We start from the raw sequence: 18,756 nt of genomic DNA, 5'->3' as shown, positions 1-18,756 counted from the left end.
GCGAACATGCGCGGTGCCGCTTTGTCGTGTCGGGTCAGCGGGTGAAGGCCAGGGTTGTCACCGGTGACCGGTTGCCGTATGCGTCAACGGCTTCGACGCGGGCTTCGTATGCGGTGCCCGCTGCGGCATCGGGAATCGGAATGTCGAGGCTGTTCGGCCGCGGCATGAAGTAGAAGTCCGAGAGCACCTTCGACGAGACCACCTTCGCTCCGGTGGCTGTGTCCGTGACCTCGACGGCGTAGTGGTGCACCATCTGATCGTCCTTGACCTGCGCGATCCTCAGTGCGGTCGCACCGTTTTCGCCGGTCGTCACCGAGAGCGGAGTGCTCGAGGTGAACTCCGGCGCGTGCGTGTTCCGTGCGCCCGAGGTGTAGCGGAAGTTGTCCTTGATCTGCTGGTTGGTCGACCCGTCGAGCTCGACCGTCCACCCCGAACCGCTCAGCGTGCCCGCGCTCGAGTACGGCGGCTGCCAGTTGGCTGACCACGCGCCACCGGCGTAGATGTCGTGCTTGTCTGCCGCCATGTTGATGCGGTTGATTTCCGTGCGGTCCTGGTAGACCTCGACGAAGAGCGCTTGGGCAGTGGGTGATTCGAAACGGTTCGCGAGACCGGACTCGGTCACCATCTGGTAGCCGTGATCGATTTCGATGTACGACATCGAGCCGTCGTTGACCGACGTGAAGTCACGCTGATGGATCGACCGGTCGTCGTTGTTGTTCAGATGTGAGTGCCCGGAGAAGAAGATTGCCTGAGGGAAGGCGCTCAAGTCTTCGGTCAGTCGAGGGTTCGACGCCTGCTGGCCGTCCATGGCTGTGTTGCTTGCCGGTCGGTGTCCCTGGACCAGGATCGGCTTGGTCAGGTTCCCGGACTCCGCGGTGATTTCGGTCAGGCGGGACTTCAGCCAATTACGTTGCGCTGAATCATTGTTGTACGTCTCGGTGTTGACCGTGAAGAGATGGACACCGCTGACATCGGATTCGTAGTATCCGCCACCGGAATCCGGGAACCACTCCGCCGGATATCCGGCTCTGATTGCCGCGAGACTTGCATCGTGATTGCCGTTGGAGATCAGGAGTTGTGTGTCGTTCATGCCCTTCCTGGCGAGGTTTGCCTGGAAGATTTCTGCGACGATCTTGTGGTCAGGCCCCTTGCCGTCTCCGTTGTCGTTGATCATGTCGCCGTTGGAGAGGATCGCGTCGGGTTTCGGGAAGATGGAACCGATTGTGTCGAAAAAGCTTTCGTACTTCTTGTCGTTGTTCGCGTGGTCGCCGACGTGGACGTCGGACATCACGACGACCTGAGCCAGCGGCTTCTCCGAGGTCTTGATCAGGTAGCCGAACGAGACTGCCGCGCTCGCGTGATCGCCGCGGAAAGCGGCGACAGTGACGTTGGTGTCCTGTGCGATCTGCAGCGGACGTCCCGGTGTGGCAGCTTGGCTGTCGGTGGTGGGTGTCGTTCCGTCCAAGGTGTAGCGGACAGTGGCGCCGCGCTCGGCGGTGAAGGTCAGATCGACAGGGTGCTCGTACCGTCCGCCGGGGACGCTGACGCCGGGCGCTGCGGGCGGCGTGTTGTTCTCGCCCGAAGAGCTACCCCATTCGAAGGACGAACTGCCCCAGCTGGGTTCGGCTTGGGATTCGGCGGGGGCGATGCCGGGAACGGCGAGAGCCGCGGTCACGGCTGCTATCGCGATGGTCGTACGTCTCACGAGGATTCCTTGTCTTCGACGCGGTGGTTCAGACCCATCCGTAATTGGTCTGGACCAATTACGCTAGGTGGCGCCGGGTAGAAAAAGGTGTGTCCTGTATGTCCGACTAGTGAAGCGTGCATGAACACCGTCCGCGCTTGCCGGCGGTACTGTCGGCTGCGCTTATGGCAAAGTCGATGGCGTGGACCTACGTCAGATCGAGTACTTCCTTGCCGTTGCCGGTGGGGAGTCCCTGTCGACCGCTGCGCAGAATCTGTCGGTCACCAAGCCGTCGCTGTCGCAGGGTATTCGTGGTCTCGAGCGTGAACTCGGAGTCGAACTGTTTCACCGTGTCGGTCGCGGTTTGGTTCTGACGGCGGCAGGTCGGGCGTTGGTAGGGCCGGCGCGGCAGATGATGCGCAGCAGTGCGGCCGCATTCAATGTCGCGACCGGGACGGCCGACGAGCCTCGTGGGCGGCTCGACATCTGCTCCGCGGCACATGGTCTCGAAGGTCCGATCGCACGCATCGTGGCGGACTTTCGTGAGCGGTGGCCTGCTGTGACCGTTCGGGTCGGTGAACTGCCGCAGGGTGCAACGTCTGAGCAGGTGTTGGCAGACGGCGCATGTGAGGTGGTCTTCAGCTATTGGCCACCCGACATGTCGGCGCTGTCCACGAAAGTGATCGGGGTGAACGAATACTGGCTGGCAGTGCCGTCGGGGGTTCATCCTGACGTCTGGCCGAATGGTGTGAAACCCGCTGCGGGAGAGCCGGTGTCATTGACGGCTTTGCCCGATCTCCCCGTGGTGGGTGTGCTCAAACACTCGCGGGCTCGGCTTGCCATCGAGTCGTCTCTGCAGGCCGCCGGGGCCCGGACTCGGATGTCGACGGAACTGGCGCAGCGGGAGACCGTCGGCGCGTTCGTCTTTGCGGGTTTGGGTATGGCATTCATGGAGCGTTCGTTGGCCGAGAGATCGGTCGCGTCCGGCGCGGAGATATTTCCGGTGGAGCCGGCGATCTCACTGAATTACGGCATCGAGTTCGATCCGGAGACGCTCTCGCCGTTGGGCAGGCTGTTCGTGGACGGCTTGTGACGTGTGGAGACGTTCTCGATGTACGCAGACCCGGCCGGCGAGAGCGGGCCGTCGCGGTAGACCAAGATCGTCTGCCGCGTGATCGGTGGGAAAAGCGAGCGAACCTCAGATGCTGGGGAGTCTTGTTCGGCGATCGATCTGGGCAGCAGCGCGGCGCCTACACCTTGCCCGACCATTTCCCGGACGGCAAGGCGATCAGGTACTTCCACGACGACGTTGGTGAGCTCCAGATCGTCGTCGATCGAATGCCCGCGCCGAAATGTCGATGCCTCGACCACCATCGGCAGGCGCGCAACCACGGCGCGCGGAACCGGATCGGGGAGGTCTGTGGCCAGGCGAACGGGGATCGACAAGACCGTTTCCTGGGTACTCACGGCAATTTCTCGAAGCCCGTCGGAGACATCGGTACCCGGGTGGGTCTCGAGAAACCCGAGTTCACACGTGCCCGCTCTGACCAGCGCGCGCACGTCCTGTGCGTTCGGGACGGCGTTCGTGGAGAACCGAATTCCGGGCGCCGTCAGATGGAGGCGTCCGGCGACCTCTGCGACAGGGTCGATGGCAAGATCGGACTGAACAGCTATGGCGAGTTCGCCGGCGCGCAAAGCGGTTACTGCGGCCACCGCGGCTTCGGCCCGAGCAACGTCGGCGAGCAGCGCACGTGCAGAATCGGTAATTGCCAGTCCGACTGTGGTGGGAGCCAGACCGCGAGTGGTGCGCTCGAAGAGTGTGGCTCCGAGTGCTCGTTCGAGGTTGCGTACGGCCTGCGAGAGTGACGGTTGCGAGATACGCAGGACGTCCGCGGCGGCGGTGACGCTGCCGTGATCGACGACGGCGACGAGATACTGCGCGCTGCGTATGTCCATCCCGGGTGCCTGCATCTGGCAAATTCTCCCAGATGACCGGACCTTGGCGGCGGTGACTTGCTGCGACCTGCAGACATAGGTCTCAGCTATGGCTCTGTGCGCCTTCTCGTCTTTGTGGCGCAGGCCATAGCGATGGTCGACTGTTCCAGTACCACCGACCGCGGTTCGTGCTCGGTGAGTACCTGGAACACAGGAGCGTGATGTGAGCGAGCTTCACCTACCCAACCGGATACGCCACTCGGCGTCGACACGGCCGTCCGATCCGGCGATCACGTGCGGCGACCGAACTTTGACATGGGCTGAGCTGGATGGCGAGACCAGTACCTTGGCGAGCGCGCTGGCAGAAGTGACCGCAGCCGGTGCTCGCGTGGGTGCGCTACTGCGGATGGGGCTCGAAGGTGCGGAAACCTTCGTCGCGTGTGCGAAGGCAGGCGCTGTGTTCATCCCGTTGAACTGGCGGCTCAACCCACTCGAACTCGTCGACATCGCCGAGGACGCGGAGCTCGACGTCTTGATCGTCGATGACGAGTTCGCCGCGGGGGCGGCGGCGATGTCCGCAGCGTTGCCGGACATCGAGGTCATAACCGTGGGAGCTGCAGGGGGCCTGCCGGATTCGCGAACCTGGGCGGAGTTCGTGGCCTCCGGGAACGGCGTCGACCCCGGACAGGGGCACGATCCGGACGCAGCAGTTCTGCAGCTGTACACCTCCGGGACAACCGGCCGGCCCAAGGGCGTCGTGGCCACGCACCGGAATCTGTACAACGAGCCAGAGGGGTTCGATGTCTACGAATTCGGTTCGAATGCAGTCGCACTCGACGCACTTCCCCTCTTTCACATCGCCGGCGCCGGCTGGATGAGTACGTGCTTGTCGGCCGGAGTGCCTTTGGTGCTGCTCGGAGACATGGCGCCGGCTCGGGTTGCTGATGCCATCGCGACTCACCACGTCACCCACGCATTTCTGGTGCCTGCCGTCATTCAGACGCTGGTAGATCTGCCCACTCTCGACAGTTTCGATCTGGCCAGCCTGGAGGTGGTCGCCTATGGGGCGTCGCCGATCACTCCGGCACTCCTCGATCATGCGATGACTGTCTTGAACTGCAAATTCGTCCAGAGATACGGGATGACCGAGACAACGGGTTCGGTATCCGTCCTTCGTGCCTTCGACCATCATGTGAGCGGACCGCGTTCGGAGTTGCTCCGCTCTGCGGGAAAACCGATGATCGGCGTCGAGATCTCCATTCGAGACGTCACAACTGGTGAGGTATTGCCGCCCAACAAATCCGGTGAGATCGTTGCGCGCAGCAGAAACAACACTCGCGGGTACTGGCGACGTGACCGAGAGACCGCGGAATTGTTCACTCAGGACGGCTTTCTCCGAACAGGCGACGCCGGCCATTTGGACGACGAGGGGTATCTGTTCGTCACCGACCGCCTCAAGGACATGATCATCACCGGCGGTGAGAACGTCTATCCGATCGAGGTGGAATCCATTCTGGCCGAACACCCCTCGGTTGCCGAGGTCGCGGTGGTCGGGGTTCCGGACAAGCGCTGGGGTGAATCCGTCACCGCGGTGGTCAAACTGGTCGACGGTGCCGACGTGCCGAGCGTCGACGAGTTGATCGCGTTCAGCACAGCGAAGTTGGCGTCGTACAAGAAACCTCGCCAGATCCATTTCGTGGACTCCTTGCCTCGCAACGCGAGCGGGAAACTGCTCAAGTCGAGCCTGTGGACCATGCTGAACGCGAGCGGAGAAGCATCATGATCGTGACCGAAGACGTCGGTGTCGCACAACGTGAGGCGTGGGCGAACAAAGTCCTTCCACCGGTGGAACAGGTGCGGGACGGACTGTGGTCGATCCCTGTTCCCATGCCGGACAACCCTTTGCGTTACGTGCTCGTCTACGCACTCGCGCTCGACGACGGACTTGCCCTCATCGACGTCGGTTGGGATCACGAACAGTCGTGGCAGGCTCTCGTCGACGGCATAGCATCGATCGGATACCACGTTTCCGAAGTGCGCTATGCGGCAATCACGCACCTGCATCCCGATCACTTCGGTCTGGCGCCGCGTCTTCGGCAGGTCAGCGGCGCAACGCTTGCGATGCACGTGGCCGACGCGACGCTCCTCGGATACCACGGTCCCGAGCAGACCCGCGACGACATCAGTGGCTGGAACCTGCAATTGTCCGAACTCGGCGCACCGGCCGAAGTGCTCGACGCGTCTCGGGTCGACCTGGTGCGGTTCGCCGAGCACGAAACCATCGACATTGTTCTGGGAGATGGTGATTCACTCGATCTTCCCGGGTGGAATCTCCGGGCCCAGTGGACACCGGGGCACACTCCCGGACATCTCTGCTTCGTGGAAGAGGACAGAGGCTTGTTGTTCAGCGGCGATCACATGCTGCCGAGGATCAGCCCGAACATCTCCACGATTCCCGGTGAACTCGAGAACCCGCTTCATCGTTATCTTCTCTCGCTCGAGGCGACGACAACACTGGGCGAATGCGAAGTGCTTCCGGCACATGAATATCGATTCCGTGGGATCGCCGATCGTGCACGTCAATTGATGGGGCACCACGAGGAGCGATTGGCGGAGATCGTGGCTGCGGTGCAGGATGAGCCCGAATCCACGGCCTGGGAACTCTCACGCACGATCTCCTGGTCTCGCCCGTTCGAACAGATGTCGCCGCGACTACTTCGCTTGGCAGTCCGCGAAACCCATGCTCATCTCGTTGTTTTGGCCAAGCGGGAGATCGTGACACCGTCCGGCGGCACACCCGTGCGCTGGAGCATTCGCGCGCAGTGACCTTTCAAGAATCTCATCACGGAAGTAGGAACCGAACATGAGCGTCGTGCTCACCGACTTCGCCGACGGCGTTGCCGTCATCACCCTCAATCGTCCCGAGGCCAAGAACGCGGTCAATCTCGAACTTGCCGAAGCCTTGGCTGCGGCCATCGACGAGTTCGAGAACAGGTCCGACCTCACCATCGGTATTCTGACCGGATCCGGTGGAACCTTCTGCGCTGGTATGGATCTCAAGGGATTTGCGCGCGGAGAACGGCCATCGCTGCCCGGTCGTGGTTTTGCCGGTCTGACTGAAGCTCCGCCGTCGAAGCCGCTGATCGCAGCCGTCGAGGGGTGGGCCCTCGCCGGCGGGTGCGAACTGGCGTTGGCAGCCGATCTGATCGTGGCGTCCACCGACGCGAAATTCGGCTTGCCCGAGGTGAAGCGGGGACTTGCCGCGGCCGCCGGTGGCCTTCTGCGTCTGCCCAAGATCCTCCCGTATCAGTTGGCCATGGAAATCGCGATCACGGGGGATCCGCTCAGTGCCACCGTGGCGCATCATCATGGCTTGGTCAATCGGCTCGCCGAACCTGGACAGGCGCTGACCGTCGCACGCGAGCTTGCGGCCCGAGTAGCGGCAAACGGTCCACTGGCTGTTCGCGCGACCAAGCAGGTACTGGCAATGTCCGCCAAGTACACCGACCCGGATGCCTTTGTCGCGCAACGCGAATTCATCGATCCGGTATTCACCTCACGTGACGCCAAGGAAGGTGCAACGGCGTTTGCCGAGAAGCGCTCTCCCGTGTGGAGTGGCTCATGAGTGCCGAGACGATCGAGCGCGCGGCCGTAAGCATCGAACGTGACGGTGCTGTCGCGACGATTGTTCTCTGTCGGCCGCACCGCCGCAACGCTCTCGATCTCGACGCCTGGATCGCACTACGTGAAGCAGTCCTCGAACTTCAAGAGGATTCGCAGATTCGCTCTGTGATCCTGACCGGCGCGGACGGGACCTTCTGTGCGGGCTCCGATCTGGACAAACGCGGCTCGTCGCACCCGCTCGATCGCATGCGTGTCATCAACGCAACGGCCATCGCACTGGGTGAGTTTCCCAAGCCTCTGGTGGCGAAGGTCGACGGGTTTGCCGTCGGAGCCGGATGGAACATGGCGTTGCTCTGCGACTTCGTCGTGGCAGCCAAGGGCGCCAAGTTCAGCCAGATCTTCGCCAAACGGGGGTTGTCTGTCGACTTCGGGGGTTCGTGGATCCTGCCGAGACTGGTCGGCCTCCAGCAAGCGAAGCGACTGGTGATGCTCGCCGAGACGATCGACGCACAGGAAGCCTACGAGCTCGGGCTGGTGACCTATCTGGTCGAACCGGGTGAACTGGACGAACACACGTCGAAGCTTGCGCAGCGGCTCGCTGACGGTCCGCCAGCCGCACTGAGTCAGTCTGCCGCCATGCTCGAACATCACACCTCACTCTCGTTGCGGGAAGCCTTGGACAACGAGGCGAGGGCGCAAGCGGTCAATTTTGCGACGGATGCTACCGACGCGGTTCGTGCCTTCGTGGAAAAGCGGGAGCCGGTCTTCACCGGAGAGTGGGCCGTACCAGGGCTAACTCGAGTGGAGTGAGCGTCAGATCGCTGGTCGTATGATGGATGAGTGGATCTGCATTTCGTTACCTACTTCGTCGCTGTCGTCGACCACGGTGGGATAACGAAGGCCGCTCAGGCTCTCTACATTTCGCAGCCCTCGCTGTCTCAGGCAATTCGCACGCTCGAGCGTCGACTCGGCGCGACGCTGTTCGATCGGACCGGTAGGCGGTTGGTTCTTACCGACGCGGGCCGCACGTTCGATCTCGCGGCCAGGAGAATCCTTGCCGACGTCGAGCGCGCGAAGGCTAAAGTGACCGCCGTTCGCGAACTCGAGTTCGGCCGGGTGGACGTCGTCTCGTACTCGGCGTTCTCCATCGATCCGATGGTCGAGTTGGTTCGTCGATTCCGGGCCAACTTTCCGAAGATCGTCGTGCGCGTCCTCGACACGTACGGCCCGGCCGGGGTCGACAATGCGTTACGGCGAGGGTCGGCCGAGGTCGGCGTCACCGATCTGAGTATCGGGTACGAAGGTTTGGTCACGGCTCCGATTGCCGCTCAGGAGTTGGTACTCGCCACCCATGCGTCGTTGTCCGGGCGGCTTGCAACGCCGTTGGCGGATCCGGTTCCGCGAACGCTCTTGCACAGTTTGCCGCTGGTGGTCGATCTCGGTGATCAATCGAATCAGTTCCGGGGTCTACTCAGCGAAGGCGCCGAGAACGTAGTCGTGGACTGTGTTCACCCAGTGACGACGTGGGAACTGGTTCGCCGCGGAATTGGCGCCACTGTCGTGCCGAGAAGGGTTGCGCAACAGCAGATGACAGACGTCTGCGCCTTCTCCTTCGATCCGCCGCTGACACGCGACGTCGGCATCGTCTATCGCTCGGGCGAGCAATCCCCGGCAGCCGCTGCATTCATCGCGACGGCTGCGGAAATGGCCACCTCCGCCGTTCCGTCCAAGGAAGAGGAGTGAACTGTGGAGTTCCGGCAGATGGAGTACTTCCTCGCGGTTGTCGAAAACAAGGGGATCAACGGCGCCGCAGCTGCTTTGGGAGTTGCTCAGCCGACCGTGTCACAAGCGTTGCGCGGGCTCGAACGTGAACTGGGAGTGCGGCTTTTCCATCGCATCGGGCGCGGCATGGTGCTCAGTGCGGCCGGTCGCAGCCTGGTCGGCCCGAGTCGACAGGTTTTGCGAGACGTAGCTGCGGCGGCTGAACAGTTGACGGCATCCGATGGCGCCATCGTCGGTCGCCTCGACATCATGGCTTTCCCTGCACTGACCTCGGGGACGATCGTCGATCTGATTGCGGAGTTCTGTCGACGGTATCCGCAAGCACGAGTCAGATTTTCGGAACTCGAGCGTGAGGACAATCTGGAAAGTCTCATCAGGGACGGCCACTGTGAATTCGCGGTGGCTCATCTGCCTCTCGAAGCGGGCGAAGGGCTCGAGATCGTCGAATTGGGGGAGCAGGAGTACCGCCTGGTCTACCCGGCGGGAACCGAACTACCCGAGGGGCCGGTACGCCTTTCGGAAATGCCGGACATTCCCATGGTATTCGTTCCTCGCGGGGCAGCGATGGGTGACGCGATCGAAGATTCGATCCGAAAGGCCGGTACCAGAACGGAACTCGCGGTGGTGACCGAGCAACGGGAGTCACGGCTCCCGATGGTCATCGCCGGCCTCGGCGGTTCGTTGGTCGAGCGCTCGGTGGCGAAATCGATGCCTGGTCAGGTCGTGGAACGGGCCTGCGAGCCGAGATTCCTGCGTGCGTACGGTCTCGCCTTCGACCCCTCGACGTTGTCGCCGGTGGGACAGGTATTCGTGAACCTGATCCACGAGTACCTGTCCGACGAACGCCGGTCACAGCACTAGAGTCGGCAGATACGTTCTCGAGCGGCAGCGTACTCGGCGGCGAGACGCTCTACTACTGCATGCGTCGGAAGTACGGCGTCGATCGCTCCGATGCCCTGTCCGGCGCCCCAGATGTCACGCCACGCCTTGGTATCGGTGTCGGTGGTCGCGAAACTCATTGCGGAAGGATCGGATTCGGCTAGGTTGTCGGGGTCCAAGCCGGCGGCAACGATGCTGCCCCGCAGGTAGTTTCCGTGTACTCCGGTGAACAGGTTGGAATAGACGATGTCGGAGGCCCCTGAACCCACGATCATCTCCTTGTACGCAGGATCCGCGTTAGCCTCTTCGGTTGCGATGAAAGCTGATCCGACGTATGCCAGATCGGCTCCGGCCGCGAGCGCAGCGAGAATCGAATCACCATGAGCGATGGCACCTGACAACAGCAGTGGACCGGCGAACCACTCACGAATCTCCCGAATCAGGGCAAACGGCGACTGCCTACCGGCATGACCACCGGCCCCGGCAGCTACCGCGATCAGTCCGTCGGCGCCCTTCTCGATCGCCTTGCGTGCAAAGCGATTGTCGATGACGTCGTGAAGAACGATTCCACCGTATGCGTGGACGGCGTCGTTGATGTCGGTGCGAGCGCCGAGGGACGTGATGACGATCGGAACCTCGAACTCGGCGATGGTCGCCAGGTCCTCTTCCAGGCGGTTGTTGGACCGGTGGACGATGAGGTTGACGGCAAATGGCGCCGACGGATTTTCCGGGTGCTCACGATCATGGTCCTCACGAGCGACCGTGATCAGTTTGAGCCAATCCCGAAGTGCCGACTGCGGACGAGCATTCAGTGCCGGGAAGGACCCGATGATCCCAGAGGTGCACTGCGCGATGACGAGGTCAGGAGTCGAGATGATGAACATCGGTGAAGCGAGAACCGGGACACGCAGTTGCGACGTCAGGTCTGCGAAGGTCGTCACCTGGAACCGCCTTTCTGATCGACGGATTCGAGAAGTCTCGAGCGGAGGTCGGTCTTGAGGACCTTACCGGCAGCCGATGTCGGAAGGAGTTCTACCTCGACGACCTCGCGAATCTTCTTGTACGGCAGCACCTGCTCGGCGACAAACGCCTTGATCTGCTCGGCGTCGAACTCGGCGCCCGGAATCATCACCACGAAGGCTACGGGCTCCTGGCCGTTGCTCCCCACTTCGCGGCCGACGACCGCGGCAGTCGAGATCGCCGGGTGCGAAACCAGAATCTCTTCGAGTTCACGCGGATAGACGTTGTACCCCTTGTAGATGAGCATGTCCTTCGCCCGGTCGCAGATGAAGAGGTATCCGTCCGAGTCCAGGTACGCGATGTCACCCGTGTCCAACCAGCCGTCGACGAACTGTTCTGCGGTGGTTTCCGGGTGTCCGAGATAGCCGTCGGTGACCTGAGGCCCACGCACCCACAGTTCGCCGCGTTCGTTCTCGCCTAGAACGGTCTTCCGGTCCAGCTGATCGCGAATCTGGATCTCGGTGTCGAAGATCGGGAGGCCGACGCTGCTCTGCCGGTATTCCGAGCCGTTGATCAGCGGAGCTGCCGTGACCACACAGGTGGCCTCGGTCAGCCCGTACCCCTCGACGACGAGCGCTTTGGGAAATGCCCGGCGGAGTGCGGCGAGCGTGACGCTGTCGATCGGGGCAGCGCCCGAAGATACGACGCACACGCTGTCGGTGTTGCGCACCGTAGCGTCGGGATGAACCGACAGTGCATGCCACATGGCAGGAGACCCGGTGAGGTAGGTGGCCTCGTGCTTTTCGATCAGCTCGAGCATCCGGCCGGGTTCGAACCGACCGGCAAATACCTGGGTGAGACCGGAAATCAGCAGGAACGACGTGTTGAGCAACGAATGTGCGTGGAAGAGAGGTGAGACCACGATGGTCGCCCCTGTTCCCGGCGTCGGACCGAGCACGTCGAGGCCGTCGATGCGTCGAGGCGTGACGAGACCGTCAGGACCTGCCTCCAACTCGTGCCCGGTTCTCCACCCACACATCTGCGTGATGTTGCCGACGACGTTGCGGTGAAGAACACGAACACCTTTGGATACTCCGGTGGTTCCGCCGGTGAACGCGATGTGTGCGATGTCGTCGCTTCGGACGGAGGCAGGGGTGAATTCGGTGGGTAGATCGGCGATGAAGGCGTCGAACGCGACGACCGACTCCGGTGTGTCGAGCGCACCCTCGGTGTCCTGGATCATCACGATCGTACGTACGGAGGTTCCTGAAGAGGCCGCGAGCAGTGTGTGCAGCTGCGAACTCTGAGTGACCGCAGCAACGGCGGACGTCTCCTCGATCTGCTTGCGCAGTCCAAGTTCTGGCTGCAGCGGATTGACCAATGTAACGGTCGCCCCGGCCTGCAGGCAGCCGTAGTAGGCCTGGAGGAACTCGACGCAGTTCCCGAGATGTAGCAACACGACGTCGCCGACGCCGACCCCGGCCTGCCGCAGAGCGCCGGCGAATTGTGCACTGCGCTGACCGAGTTCGCGGAACGTGCACATGCGCTCGCCGTCCACGACGGCGATGCGATCACCGTAGAGCGCCGCCATGCTGGGTGCCCAGTAGGCCATGGTGGTGTCCGGGTAGTGCATCTTGTGGCGCAGTTGTGGATTGGCGATCACGCTGATGCCCGTCACCGGGGAGCCATTCGGATCGCGCCGTCGAGTCTGATGGTTTCGCCGTTGAGATAGCCGTTCTCGAGCATCGAGACGGCCAGCTGGCCGAACTCGTCCGGGCGACCCAGCCGTGAGGGGTTGGGAACCGAGGCTTCGAGGGCCGTGCGCACATCTTCGCGCAGGCGCGCCAGCAGGGGAGTGTCCATGATGCCGGGAGCAATGGTGTTGACGCGGATTCCGCGGCTGGCGAGATCGCGGGCAGCGGTGACCGTCATACCGACGATGCCGGCTTTGGATGCTGTGTAGTTGATCTGACCGATCTGACCTTCGAATGCTGCGACCGACGCCGTCATGATGATGGCACCTCGCTCACCGTCCACGGCATCGAGTTCTGCCATCCGCTCGGCGCCGAGACGGAGTGCGTTGAACGAACCGACAATATTCAGTTTGACGACGAACTCGAAATCTTCGACCGATCCGGCTTTTCCGTCCTTGTCGAGAATGCGCATGCGACGCCCGGCACCCGCGCAGTGGACGACACCGCGAAGGCCGCCGCGCTCGTGCGCCGCGTCGAGTGCTTCGGCGAATTGTTCGCTGTCGGTGACGTCGGCCGGGGCGAATTGTGCGGCAGCTCCGAGATCGGCCGCCACCTGCTTACCGTCGGACGAAGGCAGATCGATCAACGTGACCTGCGCTCCGGCGTCGAGCAGCCGTCGAGCGGTTGCCAGGCCGAGACCTGAAGCGCCGCCGGTGATCGCGGTGGAAAGTCCCTCGAGTTTCATGGATCAATTCTTCTTTCCTGCTGGATGACGTGTCGGCCCGAAAGCGTTGTCGGGTCAGATCAATTCGAGAATGGTCGCATTGGCCATGCCGCCGGCCTCACACATCGACTGGAGACCGTATCGAATTCCGTTGTCGCGCATGTGATGTGCCAGGCGAGTCATCAAGATCGCACCTGATCCGCCGAGTGGGTGGCCGACCGCGATAGCGCCGCCGAGCGGATTCACACGATCGATGGCTGCGCCGGTTTCAGCCTGCCAGGCAAGCGGGACGGGGGCGAATGCCTCGTTGATCTCGAAGGCGCCGATGTCGTCGATGGACAACCCGGAGCGGTCCAGTGCCTTTGCGGTGGCGGCAATCGGACCGGTGAGCATGATGACCGGGTCGTCGGCTGCGACCACTGCGGTGTGAATACGAACGAGCGGCTTCCAACCGCGTGCCCGGGCGTACTCGCTGGTCGTGACGAGTGTGGCGCCCGCCCCGTCGGAGATCTGCGAAGAGTTGCCGGCGTGGATGACACCGTCGGCGTCGAAGGCCGGGGGCAACTTCGCGAGCGACTCCAGACTTCCGCCTCGCCGAATGCCTTCGTCCTGGGACAACCCGGCGATCGGAGTGATTTGCCCGATGAATGCTCCTGCATCGGTGGCGCTGGCCGCGAACTCGTGTGAGCGGAGGGAATATTCGTCCAGGGCCGTTCGGGTGAGTGCCCATTTCCGGGCCATCATCTCGGCGCCGGTCCCCTGGCTGAAACTGTCCACACCGTAGCGTTCGAGTACCGAAGCCGGGAAATGCTCACCGTTCTTGCTGGCGGTTCCCATCGGAACTCGCGACATCGATTCGACGCCTCCGGCTACGACCACGTCGTTCTGACCGGAGATGACGGTGGCCGCAGCAAAGGAAACTGCCTGCTGGCCCGATCCGCATGCCCGGGTCAATGTGACGCCGGGAACGCTGTCGGGCCAGCCGGCGGCGAGTGCCGCTGTGCGGGCGATGCTTCCGGCCTGTTCGCCGACCTGACTGACGCATCCCCAGATCACGTCGTCGACCGTGGCCGCGTCGAGTCCGGTCCGTTCAGCGAGTGCACGCAGTACATGTGCGGACAGTTCGGCCGGATGGATCTCCGAGAGGGCGCGTCCTCGACGGCCGATCGGTGTACGTACTGCGTCGACGATGACGGCATCTCGCATGTATCTCTCCTGCTGTTCGTGCCCGGTGTTGCGATTGTGCGGTCGGGGCGTACCTCGAGTCGATCACGAGCGGGTCGACCCGGCAATGTCTTTCGGTGAATGGCTTTGTTAGCGAATGGCTATACGTGGAGCATTCAGCCGCGGATGAGCTTGCGATCGCGCTCGGGATTGGCGAAGACGAGGACCAGAACCGCGGCGACGACTCCGATGATGCCGATTGCCTGGAAGGACTGGGCGTAACCGTCGGCCGGGGTTGCTGCGTTGTCCACGATGACTCCCGTTGCGTAGGGAGCAATCAGGCCGCCGATCGACATGATGGCGAGGAAGAATCCCATGGTGCCTGCAGTCTGCTGCGGCGGGCACAGTTCGGAGATCGCAGCGTTGATGAGCGGGAAGGTGATTGCCGAGAATCCGTAGCCTATCGAGACCATGGCGACAGCGACGATGGGAGTGGAGATCTGTGGCAGGAACAGGAGAATCGATCCGCAGATCAGAACGCCGACGCAGGGAACGATGACGCGAACCGTGCGAGAGGTGAAGCCGCGGCCGATCAACTTGTCCGTGACGGAACCGGAGGTGATCATGAGGACGAGGCCGACGATCGAGGGCAGTGCGAACATCGAACCGGCTTGCATCGCACTGTATCCGAGGCCGACCTCGAAGTACGACGGCAACCAGGTGAGAACGACGGTGGTCAGTGCGTAGATGGTGGCGATGAGGAAGCAGCAGCTGACGAAGGTGCGGGAGAGCAGGATCTTGCGCCACGGAACGTTGGGCTCGGTGACTGCCTTCGTTGCCGTCCCGGTCGCCTCGGTTGCTTCTGTATCTGCAGTCTTGGTCGCCTTGACGGCCTTGCTCGTGTACGGGCCTTCGGACCAACCGGCCAGCCAGCAACCCATCCACACGAGTCCGAGGACAGAGAGCGAGAGAACCGCTGCGCGCCAGCCGTAGTGAACGGCGATGAAGGTCAGTACGGGCGCGAGGGCGATCTTCGCGACGGAGGCGGATCCGGCGAGCATTGCACCGGGAAGGCCGCGCTTGGCCGGCGGGTGCCACGAGTACGCGGCGGTGTGCATCAGCGCCGAGCTGGGGCCTTCGGCAAATCCGAGGAGCATGCGCGAGACGATCAACATCGCGAGGCTGGCACCGAGAACGAGGGGGAGCATGACCACGGACCAGATTGCGGCCAGGATCAACAGAGCCCAACGTAGGGTCAGGTACTTGTTGAGCGGTCCGGCGAGAAATCCGCCGATGCAGAACATCAGGAAGAACAGCGAGCCGACCATGCCGATTTGCGAAGACTTCAGTCCGAGCTCGCGAGCGAGGGGCTGAGCGATGATTCCGAGGACTGCTTTGTCCGCGTAGTTGACGATGTAGAGGAAGACGACGAGCCCGGTCATCGTCCACGCACGCTTGCGGGTACCGAAGACGGGGACTGCTGACGAATCTGGCGTTGCTGTTGCTTCGGGCTGGACGTCGTTACGCTGTGGCGCGATGGGGGTCACGTGGCGTCCCTTCGAGACTGGTGGGCGGATGCGATCGTGCTCGAAGCGCGGCCTCGAAGCGATCGGTGGTGTTGTGTTTGCCGGCTGACCCATTCAACGTGTTCTGGATCACTTTGAGCAATGTCGCGTCGATGATCGGAACGATAGCGGTTGCCTATGTATCGCAGGTCAGGCCATATTGGTACGCCCTATCGGACGCATAGCCGATGAGTGTTGGATCGAATACGGAACGTTGAGGCAAGGTGAGATCAGGATCACCCTGTTCCCTTGACCGACTGGAGTTCATACATGCAGCGCACCGTGTTCAACGAGGATCACGAGGCATTCCGGGCTACCGTCCGCGATTTCATCGCGAAGGAAGTAACCCCGGTCCACGAGAAGTGGGAAGTGGACGGTCACCCGCCCCGTGACTTCTACCGACGACTCGGAGAGCTTGGCGTACTCGGAATTCAGGTGCCGGAGGAATACGGCGGAGGCGGCGAGAAGTCGCTCAAGTTCAACGTCGTCGTCGCCGAGGAGGTTGCTGCCGCCGGGGCGTCTTTCGGCTCGCAGTCGGTGCATACGAACCTGATCCTGCCCTACTTGCTCGAGTACGCGAACGACGAGCAGAAGAGCCGCTGGTTGCCGGGCTTCGCCTCCGGTGATCTGATGTTCGCGATTGCGATGACCGAACCGGGAACAGGGTCGGATCTGGCGAACATCGCGACGACGGCCAAGCTGTCGGAGGACGGTACGCACTACGTGGTCAATGGTTCCAAGACGTTCATCACCGGCGGGGTACTTGCCGATCGCGTCCTGGTAGTGTGCCGCACCGCGCCGAGCACAGCGGAGAACCGACGCACCGGGTTGTCGATCCTGGTGGTCGACACGTCGTCGCCCGGATACTCGGTGGGGCGCAAGATCAACAAGATCGGTCTCAAGACCTCCGACACTGCGGAGCTTTCGTTTGTCGACGTACAGGTGCCCGTCGAGGACCGGCTCGGAGAAGAGGGCGACGGATTCAGCTATCTGACCCACAACCTGGCTCAGGAGCGGTTGACCATCGCTTTCGGAGCGGCCGCCACTGCCAGTGCAGCGCTTCGCTTTGCCATCGACTACGTCAAAGACCGCAAGGTGTTCGGTAAGCCCGTCGCGGCATTCCAGAACACCAAATTCGTTCTGGCCGAATGTGCTACCGAGGTTGATGCCATCCAGCTGGTGTCCGACAACGCACTCGAATGTCATGACCGCGGCACTCTGACGATTCCCGACGCCGCGAAGGCGAAACTGTTCTGCACCGAGGCAGCAGGTCGAGTGATCGACAAGTGCCTCCAATTGCACGGCGGGTACGGCTACATCACCGAGTATCCCATCGCGCGTCTTTACGCAGACACGCGTGTCACACGAATCTACGGTGGCACAAGTGAAGTCATGAAGACCATCATCGCGAAGGATCTTGGTCTCTGACGCACTCTCGACATGTTTTCGGCCTCGGAACATTTGTTCCGAGGCCGAAAACATGTTCCAGGTAGATCAGTTCGCCGGAACGCCGACGATGCCGTCCGCGATCAGTGCCGAAGCGTGATCAGCAGTGGTTTCGAGGACATCCGCGAGCACCGCAATCGAATCGCCGCCGACCTCGGAGGCCGGTCCGGCGCTCAGGTGGGCGCCGTCGAACGAGGCTGGGTTCGCGGCAGCCAGATAACTTCCGATTCGAGGCTGATCGAGTGCAGAGAACATTGGGTTGTTCTCCAGTTCACCGGAATTCACCACTTCCTCGAAACTGCGGTACCTCTCGAACAGAACCGACGATGTGTCCAGCGCTGCAGCGATCTCGGCGCCGCTGTGTTCCCGGAACCAATGTGAGAACAGAGCAGTGAGTACCTCTCGATGACGGTAGCGATCCGCTTCGGTGGAGAAGTCCGCTCCGAGGGCACCTTCGACGGCGTCGACAGCCGCCGTGGTGCCGGTGACCGACGCAAGGTCGCGGAAATGGCGGGTAGTGAGTGCAACGATCATGAACCGTTCGTTGTCGCTGGAGACGAAATCGATTCCGTACGTGCCGTAGACGGCGTTCCCGCCGGACTCGCGACTGCGACCGTTCACTTGTACTTCGGTGAGGTAGCCGAGGGTTCCCGCGGTGGCCAATGCGACGTCTTCGAGTGGCAGCGTGATCTGCGTGCCGTGTCCGGTCGAGTCGCGTTGGCGCACAGCGGCAGTGATCGACAGGGCGGCATAGAGCCCGCAGGCGACGTCCCAGGCGGGCAGTGCGTGGTTGACAACTCCGGCGTAGTCGGCGGGGCCGGTGATCTGTGGAAATCCCAACGCGGCGTTGACCGTGTAGTCGACCCCGGGGCTGCCGTCGCGGCGTCCGAGAACCTCGAGGGTGATGACGTCGCTACGCAACTGGGCCAGGGAGTCGTGGCTCATCCAGGTGCGACCGCCGGCATTGGTGACCAGGATTCCGCCGCCAGGTCCCGGAGCCGTGACCAGTTGGCGAATCAGTTCTTGGCCGCGCTCGGCGCGCATGTCCACTGACAGTGACCGTTTGCCTTTGTTGAGTCCGGTCCAGTAGATGCTTTCACCCGTGTCGGTGACGGGCCAGCGCTTGTAATCGGAGGCACCTCCGATCGGGTCGATCCGGATTACCTCGGCGCCGAGCTGGGAGAGAGTCAGTCCGCACAGGGGCGCGGCGACAAAGCTCGAGACCTCGACGATGCGAAGCCCGGACAGCGGGCCTGAAGTCTGAGTCATCTGTGGTCCTCCGTGATAGAAGAGTGTGCG

At 62.5% G+C, this 18,756-nt stretch carries 16 protein-coding genes; 8 read left to right on the top strand and 8 right to left on the bottom strand.

Features of this window, described 5'->3' with window-relative positions:
- Nucleotides 1–34: 34 nt before the first annotated feature.
- Nucleotides 35–1,705 carry a chitobiase/beta-hexosaminidase C-terminal domain-containing protein gene (locus H7C86_RS07345; protein WP_182261322.1) on the bottom strand — a complete coding sequence of 557 codons (1,671 nt, stop codon included), beginning with the start codon at nt 1,703–1,705 and terminating at the stop codon, nt 35–37.
- Between the two features lie 181 nt (nt 1,706–1,886).
- Here H7C86_RS07345 and H7C86_RS07340 point away from each other — a divergent pair, with 181 nt between their 5' ends.
- The gene (locus H7C86_RS07340) at nt 1,887–2,777 is read left to right on the top strand and encodes a LysR family transcriptional regulator (protein ID WP_020970870.1); all 891 of its coding nucleotides are present in this window, start codon (nt 1,887–1,889) and stop codon (nt 2,775–2,777) included.
- Here H7C86_RS07340 and H7C86_RS07335 read toward each other — a convergent pair.
- On the bottom strand, nt 2,711–3,655 hold the full coding sequence (locus H7C86_RS07335; protein WP_021345613.1) for a LysR family transcriptional regulator: 945 nt from the start codon (nt 3,653–3,655) through the stop codon (nt 2,711–2,713). The two genes, H7C86_RS07340 and H7C86_RS07335, sit on opposite strands and share 67 nt — an antisense overlap.
- Nucleotides 3,656–3,842: 187 nt before the next feature.
- On the opposite strand from H7C86_RS07335, the gene H7C86_RS07330 reads away from it, so the two are divergent.
- The 6 genes from H7C86_RS07330 to H7C86_RS07305 are packed head-to-tail and all read left to right on the top strand — an operon-like array spanning nt 3,843 to nt 9,886.
- On the top strand, nt 3,843–5,402 hold the full coding sequence (locus H7C86_RS07330; protein WP_182261321.1) for an AMP-binding protein: 1,560 nt from the start codon (nt 3,843–3,845) through the stop codon (nt 5,400–5,402).
- Nucleotides 5,399–6,445: an MBL fold metallo-hydrolase gene (locus tag H7C86_RS07325; protein ID WP_003940131.1), complete on the top strand. Its 1,047-nt coding sequence runs from the start codon at nt 5,399–5,401 to the stop codon at nt 6,443–6,445. The genes H7C86_RS07330 and H7C86_RS07325 overlap by 4 nt, the downstream gene beginning before the upstream one ends.
- 37 nt (nt 6,446–6,482) lie before the next feature.
- Entirely contained in the window at nt 6,483–7,244 is a 762-nt protein-coding gene (locus H7C86_RS07320) for a crotonase/enoyl-CoA hydratase family protein (RefSeq protein ID WP_042952989.1), read from the top strand.
- Nucleotides 7,241–8,053, top strand: coding sequence for an enoyl-CoA hydratase/isomerase family protein (locus H7C86_RS07315; protein ID WP_020970866.1), 813 nt, complete (start codon nt 7,241–7,243; stop codon nt 8,051–8,053). The genes H7C86_RS07320 and H7C86_RS07315 overlap by 4 nt, the downstream gene beginning before the upstream one ends.
- A 30-nt stretch (nt 8,054–8,083) precedes the next feature.
- On the top strand, nt 8,084–8,986 hold the full coding sequence (locus H7C86_RS07310) for a LysR family transcriptional regulator (protein ID WP_019745405.1): 903 nt from the start codon (nt 8,084–8,086) through the stop codon (nt 8,984–8,986).
- A gap of 3 nt (nt 8,987–8,989) precedes the next feature.
- Nucleotides 8,990–9,886 (top strand): LysR family transcriptional regulator, encoded by an 897-nt coding sequence (locus H7C86_RS07305; protein WP_003939949.1) that lies wholly within the window; start codon nt 8,990–8,992, stop codon nt 9,884–9,886.
- Here the strand turns inward: H7C86_RS07305 and H7C86_RS07300 are convergent.
- From H7C86_RS07300 to H7C86_RS07280, 5 genes are all read right to left on the bottom strand, one after another.
- Entirely contained in the window at nt 9,883–10,788 is a 906-nt protein-coding gene (locus H7C86_RS07300; RefSeq protein ID WP_372461242.1) for an NAD(P)H-dependent flavin oxidoreductase, read from the bottom strand. The two genes, H7C86_RS07305 and H7C86_RS07300, sit on opposite strands and share 4 nt — an antisense overlap.
- Nucleotides 10,789–10,841: 53 nt before the next feature.
- Nucleotides 10,842–12,497 (bottom strand): class I adenylate-forming enzyme family protein, encoded by a 1,656-nt coding sequence (locus H7C86_RS07295; RefSeq protein WP_182261373.1) that lies wholly within the window; start codon nt 12,495–12,497, stop codon nt 10,842–10,844.
- Nucleotides 12,498–12,538: 41 nt separating this feature from the next.
- Entirely contained in the window at nt 12,539–13,303 is a 765-nt protein-coding gene (locus tag H7C86_RS07290; RefSeq protein ID WP_182261319.1) for an SDR family NAD(P)-dependent oxidoreductase, read from the bottom strand.
- 54 nt (nt 13,304–13,357) lie between these two features.
- Nucleotides 13,358–14,488 carry a thiolase family protein gene (locus H7C86_RS07285; protein ID WP_182261318.1) on the bottom strand — a complete coding sequence of 377 codons (1,131 nt, stop codon included), beginning with the start codon at nt 14,486–14,488 and terminating at the stop codon, nt 13,358–13,360.
- A 134-nt stretch (nt 14,489–14,622) separates the two neighbouring features.
- Complete coding sequence (locus H7C86_RS07280; RefSeq protein ID WP_176450530.1) at nt 14,623–16,086, bottom strand: MFS transporter; 1,464 nt, start codon at nt 16,084–16,086, stop codon at nt 14,623–14,625.
- A 195-nt stretch (nt 16,087–16,281) separates the two neighbouring features.
- On the opposite strand from H7C86_RS07280, the gene H7C86_RS07275 reads away from it, so the two are divergent.
- Nucleotides 16,282–17,439 (top strand): acyl-CoA dehydrogenase family protein, encoded by a 1,158-nt coding sequence (locus tag H7C86_RS07275; RefSeq protein WP_113682592.1) that lies wholly within the window; start codon nt 16,282–16,284, stop codon nt 17,437–17,439.
- 66 nt (nt 17,440–17,505) lie between these two features.
- Here H7C86_RS07275 and H7C86_RS07270 read toward each other — a convergent pair whose 3' ends face one another.
- Entirely contained in the window at nt 17,506–18,726 is a 1,221-nt protein-coding gene (locus tag H7C86_RS07270) for a CoA transferase (protein WP_113682591.1), read from the bottom strand.
- Nucleotides 18,727–18,756 lie beyond the last annotated feature (30 nt).

The organism is Rhodococcus sp. UFZ-B548 (assembly GCF_903819475.1).
In the GTDB taxonomy this organism is placed as follows: Bacteria; Actinomycetota; Actinomycetes; order Mycobacteriales; family Mycobacteriaceae; genus Rhodococcus_F; species Rhodococcus_F erythropolis.
The sequence above is the reverse complement of the archived record's forward strand: the minus strand, read 5'-3'. Positions and strand labels throughout refer to the sequence as shown.

Bases quoted from the DNA above. Each gene is read 5' to 3' on its own strand.
- H7C86_RS07325 (WP_003940131.1), top strand. From the start codon at position 5,399: ATGATCGTGACCGAAGACGTCGGTGTCGCACAACGTGAGGCGTGGGCG.
- H7C86_RS07280 (WP_176450530.1), bottom strand. From the start codon at position 16,086: ATGGGTCAGCCGGCAAACACAACACCACCGATCGCTTCGAGGCCGCGC.
- H7C86_RS07335 (WP_021345613.1), bottom strand. From the start codon at position 3,655: ATGCAGGCACCCGGGATGGACATACGCAGCGCGCAGTATCTCGTCGCC.
- H7C86_RS07320 (WP_042952989.1), top strand. From the start codon at position 6,483: ATGAGCGTCGTGCTCACCGACTTCGCCGACGGCGTTGCCGTCATCACC.
- H7C86_RS07290 (WP_182261319.1), bottom strand. From the start codon at position 13,303: ATGAAACTCGAGGGACTTTCCACCGCGATCACCGGCGGCGCTTCAGGT.
- H7C86_RS07270 (WP_113682591.1), bottom strand. From the start codon at position 18,726: ATGACTCAGACTTCAGGCCCGCTGTCCGGGCTTCGCATCGTCGAGGTC.
- H7C86_RS07300 (WP_372461242.1), bottom strand. From the start codon at position 10,788: ATGTTCATCATCTCGACTCCTGACCTCGTCATCGCGCAGTGCACCTCT.
- H7C86_RS07295 (WP_182261373.1), bottom strand. From the start codon at position 12,497: ATGCACTACCCGGACACCACCATGGCCTACTGGGCACCCAGCATGGCG.
- H7C86_RS07315 (WP_020970866.1), top strand. From the start codon at position 7,241: ATGAGTGCCGAGACGATCGAGCGCGCGGCCGTAAGCATCGAACGTGAC.
- H7C86_RS07285 (WP_182261318.1), bottom strand. From the start codon at position 14,488: ATGCGAGATGCCGTCATCGTCGACGCAGTACGTACACCGATCGGCCGT.
- H7C86_RS07275 (WP_113682592.1), top strand. From the start codon at position 16,282: ATGCAGCGCACCGTGTTCAACGAGGATCACGAGGCATTCCGGGCTACC.